The sequence below is a fragment of the Ideonella sp. genome (assembly GCF_041287625.1).
Lineage (GTDB): Bacteria > Pseudomonadota > Gammaproteobacteria > Burkholderiales > Burkholderiaceae_C > Ideonella.
Genome location: NZ_JBGGNH010000019.1, coordinates 94,783 through 109,647, shown reverse-complemented (window position 1 = coordinate 109,647; position 14,865 = coordinate 94,783). Strand labels below are relative to the sequence as shown.

The following is a 14,865-nucleotide window of genomic DNA, read 5'->3' as shown; positions in this document are numbered from 1 at the left end:
TTCGGCGAAACGCCGAACCTTCCGCGGTGCTGATTCAAAAAAAAAGGCCGTCGCTTGCGACGGCCTTTCGGTTTGGGCGAACGACTCGCCTCAAGGCGCCTCGACGCCTTGCCGATACCCCATCTGAACTCGAATTTAGAAAGGCTTTGTTTCGCCATGTCCTTGAACCGATGGAAGCTGGGGGCCCGGCTGGGTGGGGGATTCGCCATCGTGCTGAGCCTGATCGCGGCGATGGCGCTGACCGGCATCTGGCGCCTGCAGGCGCTGGAAGCCTCGATGCGCGCGACGATGGAAACGCCGTTGGCCAAGGAGCGCATGTTCGAGGAGTGGTACCGCAACATCGCCGTCGGCGTGATGCGCTACACCGCGATTGCCAAGAGCGCCGACACGACGCTGGAAGCGCAGTTCGCGCCGGAAGTGAAGATCACCACCGCGCGTGGCACCGAGATCGCCAAGCTGCTGGAGGCCATGCCGAAGACGGCCGAGGAAAGCAGCCTGCTGGAAGGCGTGTACGCCGAGCGCAAGAAGTACATCGCGGCACGCGACAAGGTTGGCGCGGCCAAGCGCGAGGGCAATTCCGAACTGGCCGAGCAGCTGCTGGCCAACGAGTTCCGCCCCGCTGCCAAGGTCTACATGGAGAAGATGCAGGCGCTGATCGACCATCAGCACCAGCACATCGACACGCTGGCCGCCGAGAGCGACGCGCTGGCCACGCAAAGCCAGTGGCTGATGGGCCTGCTGGGCCTGGTGGCCCTGGGCCTGGGCGCCTGCTTCGCCTGGCTGCTCACCGTTTCCATCACCCGCCCGCTGGCCCGCGCCGCAGACGTCGCCGGCCAGGTTGCCGGTGGTGACCTGCGGGTGCAGGTGCAGGCCGATGGCCGCGACGAGGTCGCCTTCCTGATGCGCGCGCTGGGCACCATGACCGACAACCTGCGTGATCTGGTCAGCCAGGTGCGCACGACCACCGACAGCATTGGCACCGCGAGCAGCGAGATCGCCACCGGCAACCACGACCTGAGCGCCCGCACCGAGCAGACCGCCTCCAGCCTGCAGGAAACCGCCGCCTCGATGGAACAGCTGACGGTCACCGTGCGCCAGTCCGCCGCGTCGGCCCAGCAGGCCAACCAGCTGGCCGCCACCGCCGCCGAAGTGGCCGCGCGCGGCGGCACTGTGGTCGGCGAGGTGGTGGCCACCATGAGCGCCATCAGCGCCAGCTCGAAGAAGATCGCCGACATCATCGGCGTGATCGACGGCATCGCCTTCCAGACCAACATCCTGGCGCTGAACGCGGCCGTGGAAGCCGCCCGCGCCGGCGAACAAGGCCGCGGCTTTGCGGTGGTGGCCGGTGAGGTGCGCAACCTGGCCCAGCGCTCGGCCGGCGCTGCACGCGAGATCAAGAGCCTGATCGGCAGCTCGGTCGAGAAGGTCGACGGTGGCGCCCGACTGGTCAGCGACGCCGGCCGCACAATGACCGAGATCGTCACCTCGGTGCAACGCGTGAGCCACATCATTGGCGAGATCACCACCGCCACCGCCGAGCAGAGCCAGGGCATCAGCCAGGTCAATGGCGCCGTCACGCACCTGGACCAGATGACGCAGCAGAACGCTGCGCTGGTGGAGGAGTCCGCCGCGGCGGCTGAAAGCATGAAGCAACAGGCCGAACAGCTGACCCAGCTCGTCGGCCGCTTCCGCCTGCCGGCGAACGCTTGATGGTGGTGAACGCCTGACGGGCCCGGGCTTCAGGGCTTGGGCGTGAGCAGGAACACCTTGGTCAGCCCGGTGAAGACGTTGTAGGACTCACCGGCGATCAAGCCCGCATCGTTGACCGCCATGGCCTGGCGCAACCGCCAGCCCAGCGCCAGCACGGCCGGTTCCACCAACTGGTTCAGGTCGGCGATCTGGCCCGCGGTCCAGATGGCGGCATGCGGGTAGCGCTCGGAGGCGGTGTAGGCCCAGCCGACCACCGTGCCCAGGTTGTTGAGCGCCTTGGCCTGGCTGATGCCGCCGCCGAGGGTACCGAGATCGGTCACCGTGCCACCGCTCCACAAGGCCGCGTGCACCTTGCCGCCGTCATGATCGGAGATGCCGGCCATCTGTCCGCTCTCGTTGAGCGCGACCGCCTCGCTGAAATGGCCACCGGGCAGCGTGCCCATGTCGGCGAGCACACCGTCGGTCCAGCGCGCAGCATGCTGGAAGCCATCGGCGGTGATGGCCCAGCCAGCCACCACGCCGGCATCGTTGATGGCGGTCGCCGCACTTTCCTCGCCGCCCAGCGTACCCAGGTCCAGCGGGCTGCCGTTGCGCCACAAGGTGGCGTGCGAACGGCCTGGCGTGTACTCCGCATAGCCGACCACCTCGCCACCCGCATTGACGTCGGCGGCATACGAGATGCGGCCGGTGGGCAGCGGCGGCAGTACCGTGTAGTTGTCGGCGCTGCCGTGCCACCAGATGCCGGCGGTTTGCGCGTTGTATTCGCCATAGCCGACGACATCGCCGGTCTCGTTGAGGCCGTTGGCGCCGCTGTTGCGCAACTCGTCCGGCCCGAAGTCCACCGCCAGCTTCTGCTGCCACACCGTGGCATTGGAAAAGCCGGACGGATTGCCCGAAGCGCCGGCCACCCAGCCGTTCTGGGCCATGGCGGTGGCCCGCTCGAAGTCGCCGCCCAGCGTGGGCAGGATCGTGAAGGTGTAGGACGCGGCGGCCAGGGCAGGGTTGGCGAGCGCGGCGAGACAGACAGTCGATGCGCCCAGCAGCAGCCGAACAGCAGCCACCCGCGAGGCAAAAGCAGGTGAAAGGTGCATCACATGGTTCCTTGCTTGGAGAAAATTGAAGAAAGCCCATGGTCACCAAGACCGGGCGCGCTGTCTCTCCCCTGCTTGATGTGCATGCACATGGCACAGCGCCCGTCTCGCTGACGTTACCGTTTGCCACGAGGGCCTCTACCATTGGCGCCCAGCGGCCCCTCCCGGCCGGTTTGCCGTTTTCTTTCTTGCGCCACCAGGCGTGCCAATTCGAGGCTCCGCGCGATGCGACACCTTTCCCCCGCCGGCCAGCAGGCCATTCAAGACATCGCCCAGCGACACGGCTTCAGCCAGGACGCGGTGATGCACATGCTGGACGCCGTGGTGCGCGGCAACGGCGGCATGGCGCAGTTCAACCACGGCGAGTTCGCCGGCTCCGGCCAGTGGATGCGTGGCGGCATGACCATGGTGTCGGACATGTTCAACAACCACCTCAAGGGCAGGGTCGACAACCTCTGCAGCGAACTGTCCAACGTGGTCGCCAACCAGCCCGGCCTGATACAGGCCGGCAGCTTCCAGTCGCAGACCCAGGGCGCGCCGACGCCCGCGGTGGGCTGGGGTCCGTCCGGCGAATCGCCGGACAACGGCGATGCATCGACTGGCAACCTGTTCGCGCCCCCGCCACCCGATTGGTGGGGCCCCAGCCTGCGTTTCCCGAACAGCACCGGCAGCCAGAACGGCGCGCGTTATGCCTACTTCGCCCAGGCCAGGCGCCTGGCGGTGGACGTCGGCGGCACCGTCACCATCTACGACACGCTGGACCACCAGATCGGCGGCTTCTCGCAGCAGCAAGCCGCGGACGGCACCATGACCTGCAGCAGCCAGTACGGCACGGTGCCGCTGAACAGCCTGCCCGTGGTGTCGATCAACGGCATGGCGCCACCGCAAACGCAGGCGGCTTACGACGCGGGCAACATGGCACCGCCGCCCGCCAACGCTGCGCCGGCCTCATTCGGCAATTCAAGCTCGTCGCCCACCGACATCCTTGCGACCCTGCAAAAGCTCGCCGAGTTGCACGCCGCCGGTGTGCTGACGGCCGAGGAGTTCAGCGCGAAAAACGCGGACTTGCTGGCGCGGCTGTAGCCCGATCGCTCAGTGATAGTCCTCTTCTCGTTGATGGCGGACGGCCAACACGAGCACCTTGGCCTGCGCCTCCTCCCCCGTCGGGATGACTTCGAAGAGGGCGACATAGCCGGTGCGGCCGAACGGGATGACCAGTTCACGCCGGCGGCCGCCTGCTGTCGCCTTGCGGCAAATGAACGGATTGGTTTTCAGCTGGGCCGAAACAGCTTCTCCGATGGCGGTGATCGCGTGCTGAGCCGCCTCGATGTCCTCGTGAGTTTCAGCGCGACTGAGAAGGTGTTCGTGGAGGCGGATCAAGTCCAACCTGGCGGACGCACTCAATTCAACCAAGTAGCTCACAGGCCAAGCTGCTTGCGTCTGGCTTCGGTCATGGCCCTCAATTCGGCCAGTACGTCATCGACGGGGTGCGCCTCTCCCGTGCGTTGGTAGTCCTGCCAGGACGCCTCGCCGCGAGCGTAAAAATCATCCTGCACACGCCGGAAATCGACCGCCTTGCGGACCGATGCCTCGACAAATTCCGAGAGCGTCTCACCCTCTCGGAGTACGGACTCAAGGTCAGCGCGGAGCTTTGGCTCGACGCGAACTTGGGGAAGGATGGAGGTCTTCATCTGGATATTGTGTTGCATTCGCGTTGCAGCGTCAAAAGGCAGACACGCACAACGTGAGCTTCGACCATCACAGCAACCCCGCCCTTCTCAACGTCTCCATCACCGGCCGCCGCAGCAACTCCCTCAACCCCCACCAGCCCGCCGCCAGCGCCAGCAAGGCGCCCACGGCGCCGCCGACCAGGGGCACCCAGGGCGCGGCGGTCCAGGTGAAGTCGAAGGCGAAGCGGGCCAGGGCCCAGCCGACGGCCATCGCGCCGAGCGAGGCCAGCACCCCCGCCAGCGCGCCCACGCCCAGCAGTTCAGCCCGCTGCACCTGGGCCAGCAGGCGGCCGCTGGCACCGCAGGCGCGCATCACCGCGTACTCGCGCGCGCGTTGCTCGCGGGTGGCGCTGAGTGCGGCGAACAGCACGGCCAGGCCGGCGGCGACGGTGAAGACGAACAGGTATTCGACCGCCTGGATCACCTGGTCCAGCACCTGCTGCAGCTGGGCCAGCGTGGCCGAGATGTCGATGGCGGTGATGTTCGGGAATCCGTGGGTCAGGCGGTTGTCGAAACCGGGCGTGGCCGGGGCGCGGAAGGCGGAGATGAAGGTGGTGGGCAGGTCCGGCATGTCGGCCACCGGGAACATCACGAAGAAGTTGGCGCGCATCGAAGTCCAGTCGACCTTGCGCAGGCTGGTGACCTTGCCTTCGCGTGGCTGGCCGCCAATGTCGAAATGCAGCACGTCGCCCAGCTTCAGGCCCAGGTTCTTGGCCAGGCCTTCTTCGACGCTGAGGCCGTCGGCCTCGCCAGCGGTCCATTGGCCGCCAGCGAGCTGGTTGTGCGCCGGCATCTGCAGCGAGTAGCTGAGGTTGAGCTCGCGCTCGACCGAGCGGCGCGCGTCCTCGCGCTGCGCCAGGCGCTGGGCAATCGGCTCGCCGTTGATCGTCGTCAGCCGGCCGCGCACCATCGGGTACCAGTCGCCACCGGTCACGCCTTCTTTCACCAACTGCTGGCGGAAGGCATCGGCCTGCTCGGGCACGATGTTGATGACAAAGCGGTTTGGCGCGTCCGGCGGCGTGGACTGGCGCCAGCTGCTGATCAGGTCGGTGCGCAGCAGCACCAGCAGCGCCAGCGCCATCAGGCCCACGGCCAGCGACGAGACCTGCAGCACCGCAAAGGCCGGCCGTGCCGCGACCTGCCGCGTGGCCAGCACCAGCCAGCGCGGCGCGCGGCTCTCGGGCACCAGCCGCCGCAGCGCCAGCACCGACAGCCAGGCCAGCAGCGCAAACACGCCAACCGCCGCGGCAAAGCCGCCGACCGCGATCAGGCCCAGCGTGAGGTCCCGCGCCACGCCCATCAGCAGCGCGGCAAACGCGCCACCCGCCGCCAGCAGCACGCCCAACGACAGCGGTTTGATGCTGCCCAGCTCGCGGCGAATGACGCGCAGCGGCGGCACGCGCGCCAGCTGCAGCACCGGCGGCAGGCCAAAGCCCAGCATCAACGTGATGCCCACGCCCATGCCAAAGGCGGCCGGCGCCCAGCCCGGTGGCGGCAGCGAGGCCGGCACCAGGCTGCCCAGCAGGTTGACGAACAAGCCATGCAGCGCCAGGCCTGCCAGCACGCCCAGCAGGCTGGCCATGACCGCCAGTGCGCCGAACTCCAGCGCATAGATGCCGGCGATCTGCCGCTGCGACAGGCCGAGCACGCGCAGCATTGCGCAGTCGTCCAGGTGGCGCTGGGCGAAGTCGCGTGCGGCAATCGCCACCGCCACGGCGGCCAGCAAGGCCGCCAGCAGCGCAACCAGGTTCAGGAACTTGTCGGCCCGGTCCAGCGTCTGCCGCATTTCGGGCCGGCCGGAGTTGAGGGATTCGAGCCGCGTGCCACGCTGGCCCTGGTCCTTCAGCGCCTGCTGCGCCCACTCGGTGTAGGGCGCCAGCAGCTTCTCCTTGCCCAGCGGCGCCACCAGCAGCGTGCGGTAGGTGATGCGGCTGGCCGGCTGCACCAGCCCGGTGGCCGGCAGGTCCGCCTCGTTGAGCATCACGCGTGGCGCAAAGCTGAGGAAACCGGTGCCACGATCAGGCTCCAGCGCGATCAGCGCGGCAATGCGCAGCTGCGCGTCGCCCAGCAGCAGCGGGTCGCCCACCTTCAGCGCCAGCGCCTCGGCCAGCGCCGGGTCCACGAACACCTGGCCGGCGGCCGGCATGCCCGGGCCAGGCTGTGCGGGACTGTTGGCGGTCTGCTGCAGGCTCAAGGCGCCGCGCAGCGGATAACCCTGGCTCACGGCCTTGACGGCAACCAGCCGGCTGGCGCCGCCCAGGCTGTCCGGCGCGCGGGCCATGCTGGGGAACTGTGCCGTGTGGGCCGCCACCAGGCCCTGCTTCTGCGCCTGCTGCACGTATTCCGGCGGCAGCGGGTGATCGCTGTTGATCACCAGGTCACCGCCCAGCAGCTGGGCCGCGTCCCGCTTCAGGCCGGCCTGCAGCCGGTCGGCAAAAAAGCCCACGGCGCTGAGCGCCGCGACCGCCAGCACCACCGCCACCAGCACCAGCCGCAGCTCGCCGGCGGCGAAGTCGCGCAGCATCTGCCGGGCGGCCAGGCGCCAGATCGACGGGGAAACCGCGGCCGGAGCGGCGGGCGAGACGGGTGACGTGTCGGGCATGGCCGCGACGGTACACGATCGTTCGCGGCAGGAATGAACGCAGCGTGCAAGCCAATCGAACGACCAGGGGCGTGCGGACTGCTGCAATGGGGTCATCATGTCGCACACCCTGCCCAGCCTCTACATTTCCCACGGCTCACCGATGACGGCGCTGGAACCGGGCGCCGCTGGCGCCTTCTGGGCCCGGCTCGGCCCGGCCATCGACGCCGCCTTCGGCAGGCCCAAGGCCATCCTGGCCGTCTCTGCCCACTCGCTGACGCGTGAGCCGGTGCTGATGGCTGCGCCCCGGCACGAAGCCGTGCACGACTTCGGCGGTTTCCCGCAGGCGCTGTTCGACCTGCGCTACCCGGCTGCCGGCGCCCCGGCGCTGGCCCAGCGGGTGCAAGCGCTGCTGAAGGACGCCGGCCTGCCGGTGCACCTCGTCGACGAAGGCGGGCTGGACCACGGCATCTGGACGCCGCTGCGCTCGATGTATCCGGACGGCGACGTGCCCATCCTGCCGCTGGCCTGGCCGCCCAACTGGACGCCGGCACAACTGCTGAAACTCGGCCACGCGCTGCAACCGCTGGCGGCCGAGGGCGTGCTGGTGATGGGCAGCGGCGCGATCACGCACAACCTGCGGCTGTTTGGCGGCGGCGCCCGCACGCTGGATGCGCCCGAACGCGAGGAAAGCGTCGCCTTCCGCGGCTGGTTCCAGCAGCAAGCCCAGGCCGCCGACTGGGCCGCGCTGACCGACTACCGCCGCCAGGCCCCGCATGCGGCTTTCATGCACCCGACCGACGAGCACCTGCTGCCCTGGTTCGTGGCCGCCGGTGCCGCGGGCGACGCGCCCGCCGGGCTGCGGCTGCACGACAGCGTGACCTACGGCCACATGGGCATGGACGTCTACGCTTTCGGTCCGGAAGCGCCGCGGCTGGCGCAGGCGCTGGAGGCAACCAGCGCCACCGCCTGAAGACACGCCAGGGAAGACGCCCCTGCCCGCGTCTCGCGGCGGCCGCCCGATCTGGGATAGATTGGGCGGCCATGTTGCTGTCTGCTGCCAAACCCGTCCTGACCACGCCGCGCCTGCTGCTGAGCGCCGGTGACCCCGCCTTGGCCGAGGCCGTGGCCGAGCTTTACCGGCGCAACCGGGCGCACTTCTCGCGCTGGGATCCACCGACGCCGGAGGCCTTTTTCACGGCCGAGGCGCAGGCGGCGCGCATCCAGGAAGGGCTGAATGCGTTTTCGGCTGGCCAGGGCTTTCGCTACTGGCTGCTGCCGCGCGAGGCACCGACCCGGGTGATCGGCAGCGTGCATTTCAACCAGGTCGCCCGCGGCGCTTTCCACAGCTGCATGCTGGGTTATGCGCTCGACGAGGCCCACCAGGGCAGCGGCCTGATGCACGAAGCGCTGCAGGCCGGACTGGCCGAGATGTTCTCGCCGCGAGTCAACCTGCACCGGGTGCAGGCGGCGGTGCGGCCGGAAAACCTCCACAGCCTGTCGGTGCTGGCCCGGCTGGGCTTCGAGGTGGAAGGGCTGTCGCGAGACTACCTGTTCATCGACGGCGCCTGGCGCGACCACTTCGTGCACGCGCTGCGCAACCCGGCTTTCCAGCGGCCCGGCGACTGGCCGCCGGACGCTGAATGAACGCTGGCTGAACGCCGGCCTGAAACTTGCTCGCCTGGACAGGTCGACCAAGGTGTCGGTGAGCGAGCGCAAAGCTAGAGGAAAATCCCGAGCAAGCCAGAATCCGCGCGTCAGGCTGCCGGCCGTACCATCCGCTGCCTTGACGCCGCCCCGTCCATCCGACGACCCGATCAACTCTCGCGACGGTGACCCCGTCCCCCGGAGACCCCTGCATGCGTGCACCTGCCCCTCAGCTGCTGTCCACCCTCGCCCTGGCCTTGCTCGCCGCCTGCGGCAGCGCCGCCAGCGCAAAGACCCTGGTGTATTGCTCCGAAGGTTCGCCCGAGAACTTCACGCCGGCACTGAACACCACCGGCACCAGCTTCGACGCGGCCCGTCCTGTCTATGACCGCCTGACGCACTTCGCCCGCGGCACCACCAACGTCGAGCCCGGCCTGGCCGAGAGCTGGACCGTGTCGGCCGACGGCAAGGTCTTCACCTTCAAGCTGCGCAAGGGCGTGAAGTTCCACAGCGGCGTGAACGGCTTCACCCCCACGCGCGACTTCAATGCCGACGACGTGCTCTGGAGCTTCGAGCGCCAGTGGAAAGCGGACCACCCCTACGCGAAAGTCTCCGGCGGCAAGTACGACTACTTCGCCGACATGGGCCTGAAGGACGACCTGGTCGCGCTGGAAAAGCTGGACGACTACACCGTCAAGATGACGCTGAAGACGGCCAACGTGACCATGCTGGCCAACCTGGCGATGGATTTCGCCGCGATCTACTCGGCCCAATACGCCGACTTCCTGGCCAAGGCCAACAAGAAGGAACAGTTCGACCAGATCCCCGTCGGCACCGGCCCGTTCTCCTTCGTCACTTACCAGAAGGACGCGGTGATCCGCTACAAGGCCAACAAGGCCTACTTCGGCGAGAAGGCGGAAGTCGACGACCTGGTCTACGCCATCACCACCGACCCGACCGCGCGCTACTCCAAGATCAAGGCCGGCGAGTGCCACCTGAGCGCTTACCCGCGCCCTGCCGACCTGCCGGAGATGCAGAAGGACGCCACGCTGAACGTCATCAGCCAGCCCGGTCTGAACATCGCCTACTGGGCCTTCAACACCCAGAAGCCGCCGCTGGACAAGAAGGAAGTCCGCCAGGCGCTGACGATGGCCATCGACAAGGCGGCGATCCTGAAGGACGTCTACCTCGGCGCCGGCGCCCCAGCCGTCAACCTGATCCCGCCGACCATTCCGGCCTACAACGACGCGGTCAAGGACTGGCCGTACGACCCGACCAAGGCCAAGGCCCTGCTGGCCAAGGCCGGCGTCAAGACGCCCATCGAGCTGGACCTCTGGTACATGCCGGTGCAGCGCCCGTACAACCCGAACGCCAAGCGCGTGGCCGAGATGATGCAGGCCGACCTGGCCAAGATCGGCGTGAACGCCAAGCTGGTCACCTTCGAATGGGGCGAGTACCGCAAGCGCCTGCAGCAGGGCGAGCACCAGACCGGCATGCTGGGCTGGAACGGCGACAACGGCGACCCCGACAACTTCTTCTTCCTGCACGGCTGCGACGCCGCCCGCCCGGGTGGCCAGAACCTCTCGAAGTGGTGCTTCAAGCCCTTCGACGAGAAGCTGCTGAAGGCCCGCGCCACCGCGGACATGAAGGAGCGCACCAAGCTGTACAAGGAAATGCAGGTCATCGAACACGAGGAGGCGCCGGACTTCAAGATCGCCCACTCGGTGGTCTACGAGGTGATGCGCAAGCAGGTCACGGGCTACAAGCAGAGCCCGTTCAACACACATGAATTCAACGGCGTCTCGCTGAAGTAGCGCGAGCCCGCCTGGCCGGCCGGCGCACCCAGCTCACAAGAAAACGAAGGGCCGTCCCCGAGTTTTCTTGACCCCCTCGAGGGGCCTGACGCGAAGCGGCAGGTCAGGGGCGCCCAAGTGCCCGGCCGGTGCGCATCGCCGCGCCCAAGCAGCGCGGCGGCGCCACGGTTTTACCCACCCCACCGCAGCCCACAATGAACCTCCGTCGTCATCCTTCCCTGGCGGTCCTGGCCACGCTGTGCCTGGCCGGCATGCTGAGCGCGTGCCACCCGCTGCCCGACACGATCAAGATCGGCGTCGCCCAACCCCTGTCCGGGCCGCTGAAGGACCTGGGCCAGGACATGCTGGACGGCACGAAGATGGCGGTCGAGGAGCTGAACAAGGAAGGCTTCAAGATCGACGGCAAGGTGATCAAGCTGGAAGTCGTTGCGGCCGACGACAAGGCCGATGCCGAAGCCGGCAAGCAGGCCGCCAAGACGCTGATCGACGCGGGCGTGGTCGCGGTGATCGGGCACCTGAATTCCGGCGTCAGCATGGCCGCAGCACCGCTGTATGCCGAGAAGATGATTCCGCAGCTGGCCATCTCGACCAAGCCCGAATACACCAAGATGGGCCTGCCGACGACCTTCCGCCTGGTCGCCAGCGACGCGCTGCAGTCCAAGGCCATGGGCTCGTTCGCCGCGCAGCTGCCGGGCCAGCACGTCTATGCGGTGGTCGATGACGCGACGCCTTACGGCAAGGGCCTGGCCGAGCTGGCCCTGGGCCAGCTGAAAACGCGCAACAAGACCGTCGGCCTGACCATGTCGCTGGACGACAAGACCACCGAGTTCGCCAAGCTGGTGGCCGGCATCAAGGACAACAAGGTGGATGTGCTGGTCACCACACTGGCCGACTTCCAGACCATCGCGCTGGCCGACCAGCTGCTGGCTGCCGGGCTGCACAACATCAGCATCGTCGGTGGCGACACCATCAAGACCGAAGGCCTGCTCAAGATCAACCCCGAGATCGGCAACATCTACGCCACCTCGCCCATCGTCGCGGCCGGTGAGTTCCTCGGCGGCAAGGTCTTCCTGAACAACTTCCGCACCGAGTTCAAGCACGACCCGGTCTACGCGGCCCATTACGCCTATGACGCCGTGCACGTGCTGCTCTCGGCCATCCGCAAGGCCCACAGCGTCGACGGCAAGACGCTGGTCGAGACGCTGAAGACCCTGGACCCACTGGCCCCGGTGACCAGCAGCATGCGCTTTGGTGCCGATGGCGAACAGCGTTATGGTGCCGTCAGCGTCTACCAGCTGACCCGCGGCAACTGGTTCCTGCTGACGCGCAGCGACGTCTGGTAAGTCCCCAAGCAAACTCACGCATGTTCCGTTTTCTCTGGCGCCGCCTGGCGCTCACGGTGCCGACCTTCATCGCCCTGATGTTCGTCACCTTCGTGGCCATCCGGCTGGTGCCGGGCGACCCTGTCGAAGTGCGGGTCGGCGAGCGCGGCATCAGTGCCGAGCGGCTGGCCTTCTTCCGCCATGAGCTGGGGCTGGACCAGCCGATCTGGAAGCAGTTCTGGGACTACTTCGTGCAGCTGCTGCACGGCGACTTCGGCACCTCGCTGGCCACCAACCAGAAGGTGCTGACCGAGTTCCTGGCGCTGTTCCCGGCCACGCTGGAGCTGAGCATCTTCGCGATGCTGTTCGCCGCGCTGATCGGCCTGCCGGCCGGCACCATCGCAGCGGCCAAGCGCGGCACCATCTTCGACCAGACGCTGATGAGCCTGTCGGTCACCGGCTACTCCATGCCCATCTTCTGGTGGGGCCTGCTGCTGATCATGTTCGTCGGCGAGCGCTGGGGGCTCACGCCTGTCTCCGGCCGCATCGACCTGATCAACTTCTACTTCGAACCGGTCACCGGCTTCATGGTGATCGACGCCTGGCTCTCCGGCCAGCCAGGCGCGGTGCTGGACGCGCTGCACCACCTGGTGCTGCCCGGCATCGTGCTGGGCACCGTGCCGCTGGCCGTCATCGCCCGCATGACCCGCTCTGCGATGCTGGAAGTGCTGAACGAGGACTACGTGCGCACCGCGCGTGCCAAGGGCCTGCCGGCCTGGCGCGTGGTCGGCCTGCACGCGCTGCGCAATGCGCTGATCCCCGTTGTCACGGTAATCGGCCTGCAGGTCGGCGCGCTGATGGCCGGCGCGGTGCTGACCGAGACCATCTTCTCGTGGCCGGGCATCGGCAAGTGGCTGATCGAGTCCATCGCTCGCCGCGACTACCCGGCGCTGCAAGGCGGCGTGATGCTGATCTCCGGCGTGGTGATCCTGGTGAACCTGGTGGTCGACCTGACTTACGGCCTGATCAACCCGCGAATTCGTCATGGCTGAAATGGCTGTTTCTCCTGTTCCCAAGACCAGCGCGCCACCCTCGGCCGCGCGCCAGTTCTGGCTGTCATTCTCCGAAAACCGCGGCGCGATGCTGGGCCTGGTGATCGTCGTGGTGGTCGTTCTGCTGGCCGTGTTCGCCGAGTGGGTGGCACCTTATGCACCCGACCAGCAGTTCCGCGAAGCCGTGCGTGCCGCGCCCGCCTGGGCCGAAGGCGGCAGCCGGCAGTTCTTGCTGGGCACCGACAGCCTGGGCCGCGACATGCTCACGCGCCTGATCTTCGGCGCACGCATCTCGCTGTTCATCGGCCTGTCGGTGATGGGCGTTTCCTTTGTCATTGGCGTGCTGCTGGGCCTGGCCTGCGTCTCGTTCGACGGCAAGCTGGGCCAGACGGTGGACGTGGTCATCACCCGCGTGATGGATCTGATCATGGCCGTGCCCAGCCTGGTGCTGGCGATCCTGGTCGTGGCGGTGCTCGGCCCCAGCCTGATCAACACCATCGTCGCGGTCACCATCGTCTACCTGCCGCGCTACGTGCGGCTGCTGCGCGCCTCGGCGCAGACGGAACTGGGCAAGGACTACGTCACCGCCGCGCGCGTGGCCGGCGTGGGCAAGTGGCGCCTGATGTTCAAGACCGTGCTGCCGAACTGCCTGGCGCCGCTGATCGTGCAGGCCGCGCTCGGCGTGTCCGACGCGATCCTGGAAGCCGCCGCGCTCGGCTTCCTCGGCCTGGGCGCACAGCCGCCCACGGCCGAGTGGGGCACGATGCTGGCCGACGCCCGCGAATTCATCCGCTCCGAGCCATGGCTGGTCACGCTGCCCGGCCTGGCGATCCTGATCACCGTGGTCTCGATCAACCTGGCCGGCGACGGCGTGCGCGACGCGCTGGACCCGAAGATGCGGAGGTCCTGACCATGACAACTGCTCCCCTACTGGACATCCAAGGCCTGACCGTCAGCTTCGCCACCCGCGGCGGCGCTTTCCGTGCGGTCGATGGCGTGAACCTGCAGGTCGCGCCGAACGAACTGCTGGCCATCGTTGGCGAATCGGGCTCCGGCAAGTCGGTCGCGATGCTGGCCATCATGGGCCTGCTGCCGTGGACGGCCACCATCACCGCCGAGCGCATGGTGTTCGACGGCCAGGACCTGCTCAAGCTCACGCCCAGGCAGCGCCGCACCCTCATCGGCAAGGACGTGGCGATGGTGTTCCAGGAGCCGATGAGCTCGCTGAACCCGTGTTTCACGGTCGGCTGGCAGATCGCCGAAGCGCTGGCCGCGCACACCGAGCTGGACCGCGCCGCGCGCAAGGCCCGTGTGATCGAGCTGCTGGACCTTGTCGGCATCCCGGACCCGCAGCGCCGCGCCCGCGCCTTCCCGCACCAGCTGTCCGGCGGCATGTGCCAGCGCGTGATGATCGCGATGGCGCTGGCCTGCAAGCCACGGCTGTTGATCGCCGACGAGCCGACCACGGCGCTGGACGTCACCATCCAGGCGCAGATCATGGACCTGCTGCAGCGCCTTCGCCGCGAGACCGGCATGGCCCTGGTGCTGATCACGCATGACCTGGGCGTGGTCGCCGAGGCGGCTGACCGCGTGGTCGTGCAATACGCCGGCCGCCCGGTCGAAACGCAAAACGCCGACGCGCTGTTCCAGGACCCGCACCACCCCTACACCGCCGCGCTGCTGGCCGCGCTGCCCGAGCGCGCCACCGGCAGCCGGCTCGAAGCCATCGACGGCATGGTGCCCGGCCAGGGCGACCGCCCGCCCGGCTGCCTGTTCGAGCCGCGCTGCGCCTTTGCCAACGAACGCTGCCGCGCCGCGGCGCCCGGCCCCGCTCCCGAGGCGCTGGGCCGCGCGCTGTGCTTCCGCCCGCTGGACCGCGGCGTGCCCCACGAGATGCCTGCATGACCGCCTCTGCTTC

General features: G+C 68.1%; 13 protein-coding genes. 9 read left to right on the top strand and 4 right to left on the bottom strand.

Features of this window, described 5'->3' with window-relative positions; genetic code table 11:
- The first annotated feature begins 156 nt into the window (after positions 1 to 156).
- Positions 157 to 1,710, top strand: a complete 1,554-nt coding sequence (locus ACAH41_RS07765) for a methyl-accepting chemotaxis protein (protein ID WP_325649346.1) — start codon at positions 157 to 159, stop codon at positions 1,708 to 1,710.
- A gap of 29 nt (positions 1,711 to 1,739) precedes the next feature.
- Here the strand turns inward: ACAH41_RS07765 and ACAH41_RS07760 are convergent, their stop codons facing one another.
- Positions 1,740 to 2,801, bottom strand: a complete 1,062-nt coding sequence (locus ACAH41_RS07760; RefSeq protein WP_325649344.1) for a hypothetical protein — start codon at positions 2,799 to 2,801, stop codon at positions 1,740 to 1,742.
- Positions 2,802 to 3,026: 225 nt separating this feature from the next.
- Between ACAH41_RS07760 and ACAH41_RS07755 the strand changes: the two genes are divergently transcribed.
- Entirely contained in the window at positions 3,027 to 3,884 is an 858-nt protein-coding gene (locus tag ACAH41_RS07755) for an SHOCT domain-containing protein (protein WP_325649342.1), read from the top strand.
- 9 nt (positions 3,885 to 3,893) lie between these two features.
- Here ACAH41_RS07755 and ACAH41_RS07750 read toward each other — a convergent pair whose 3' ends face one another.
- The 3 genes from ACAH41_RS07750 to ACAH41_RS07740 all read right to left on the bottom strand — a co-directional run bounded on the left by ACAH41_RS07750 (position 3,894) and on the right by ACAH41_RS07740 (position 7,133).
- Positions 3,894 to 4,223, bottom strand: coding sequence for a type II toxin-antitoxin system RelE/ParE family toxin (locus tag ACAH41_RS07750; RefSeq protein WP_325649337.1), 330 nt, complete (start codon positions 4,221 to 4,223; stop codon positions 3,894 to 3,896).
- On the bottom strand, positions 4,220 to 4,492 hold the full coding sequence (locus tag ACAH41_RS07745) for a YlcI/YnfO family protein (protein WP_325649335.1): 273 nt from the start codon (positions 4,490 to 4,492) through the stop codon (positions 4,220 to 4,222). Before ACAH41_RS07745 ends, ACAH41_RS07750 begins: the two co-directional genes overlap by 4 nt.
- A 67-nt stretch (positions 4,493 to 4,559) precedes the next feature.
- Positions 4,560 to 7,133: an FtsX-like permease family protein gene (locus ACAH41_RS07740; protein WP_325649333.1), complete on the bottom strand. Its 2,574-nt coding sequence runs from the start codon at positions 7,131 to 7,133 to the stop codon at positions 4,560 to 4,562.
- A gap of 97 nt (positions 7,134 to 7,230) precedes the next feature.
- On the opposite strand from ACAH41_RS07740, the gene ACAH41_RS07735 reads away from it, so the two are divergent.
- From ACAH41_RS07735 to ACAH41_RS07705, 7 genes are all read left to right on the top strand, one after another.
- Complete coding sequence (locus ACAH41_RS07735) at positions 7,231 to 8,085, top strand: class III extradiol ring-cleavage dioxygenase (RefSeq protein ID WP_325649330.1); 855 nt, start codon at positions 7,231 to 7,233, stop codon at positions 8,083 to 8,085.
- Between the two features lie 71 nt (positions 8,086 to 8,156).
- On the top strand, positions 8,157 to 8,759 hold the full coding sequence (locus tag ACAH41_RS07730) for a GNAT family N-acetyltransferase (RefSeq protein WP_325649328.1): 603 nt from the start codon (positions 8,157 to 8,159) through the stop codon (positions 8,757 to 8,759).
- A gap of 212 nt (positions 8,760 to 8,971) precedes the next feature.
- Positions 8,972 to 10,573, top strand: a complete 1,602-nt coding sequence (locus ACAH41_RS07725; protein ID WP_325649326.1) for an ABC transporter substrate-binding protein — start codon at positions 8,972 to 8,974, stop codon at positions 10,571 to 10,573.
- A 194-nt stretch (positions 10,574 to 10,767) separates the two neighbouring features.
- Positions 10,768 to 11,916 carry a branched-chain amino acid ABC transporter substrate-binding protein gene (locus ACAH41_RS07720; protein WP_325649324.1) on the top strand — a complete coding sequence of 383 codons (1,149 nt, stop codon included), beginning with the start codon at positions 10,768 to 10,770 and terminating at the stop codon, positions 11,914 to 11,916.
- Between the two features lie 20 nt (positions 11,917 to 11,936).
- Positions 11,937 to 12,947, top strand: coding sequence for an ABC transporter permease subunit (locus ACAH41_RS07715; protein ID WP_325649322.1), 1,011 nt, complete (start codon positions 11,937 to 11,939; stop codon positions 12,945 to 12,947).
- Entirely contained in the window at positions 12,940 to 13,857 is a 918-nt protein-coding gene (locus ACAH41_RS07710) for an ABC transporter permease subunit (protein ID WP_325649320.1), read from the top strand. The genes ACAH41_RS07715 and ACAH41_RS07710 overlap by 8 nt, the downstream gene beginning before the upstream one ends.
- A 2-nt stretch (positions 13,858 to 13,859) precedes the next feature.
- The gene (locus ACAH41_RS07705; protein ID WP_325649318.1) at positions 13,860 to 14,852 is read left to right on the top strand and encodes an ABC transporter ATP-binding protein; all 993 of its coding nucleotides are present in this window, start codon (positions 13,860 to 13,862) and stop codon (positions 14,850 to 14,852) included.
- Positions 14,853 to 14,865: the final 13 nt, after the last annotated feature.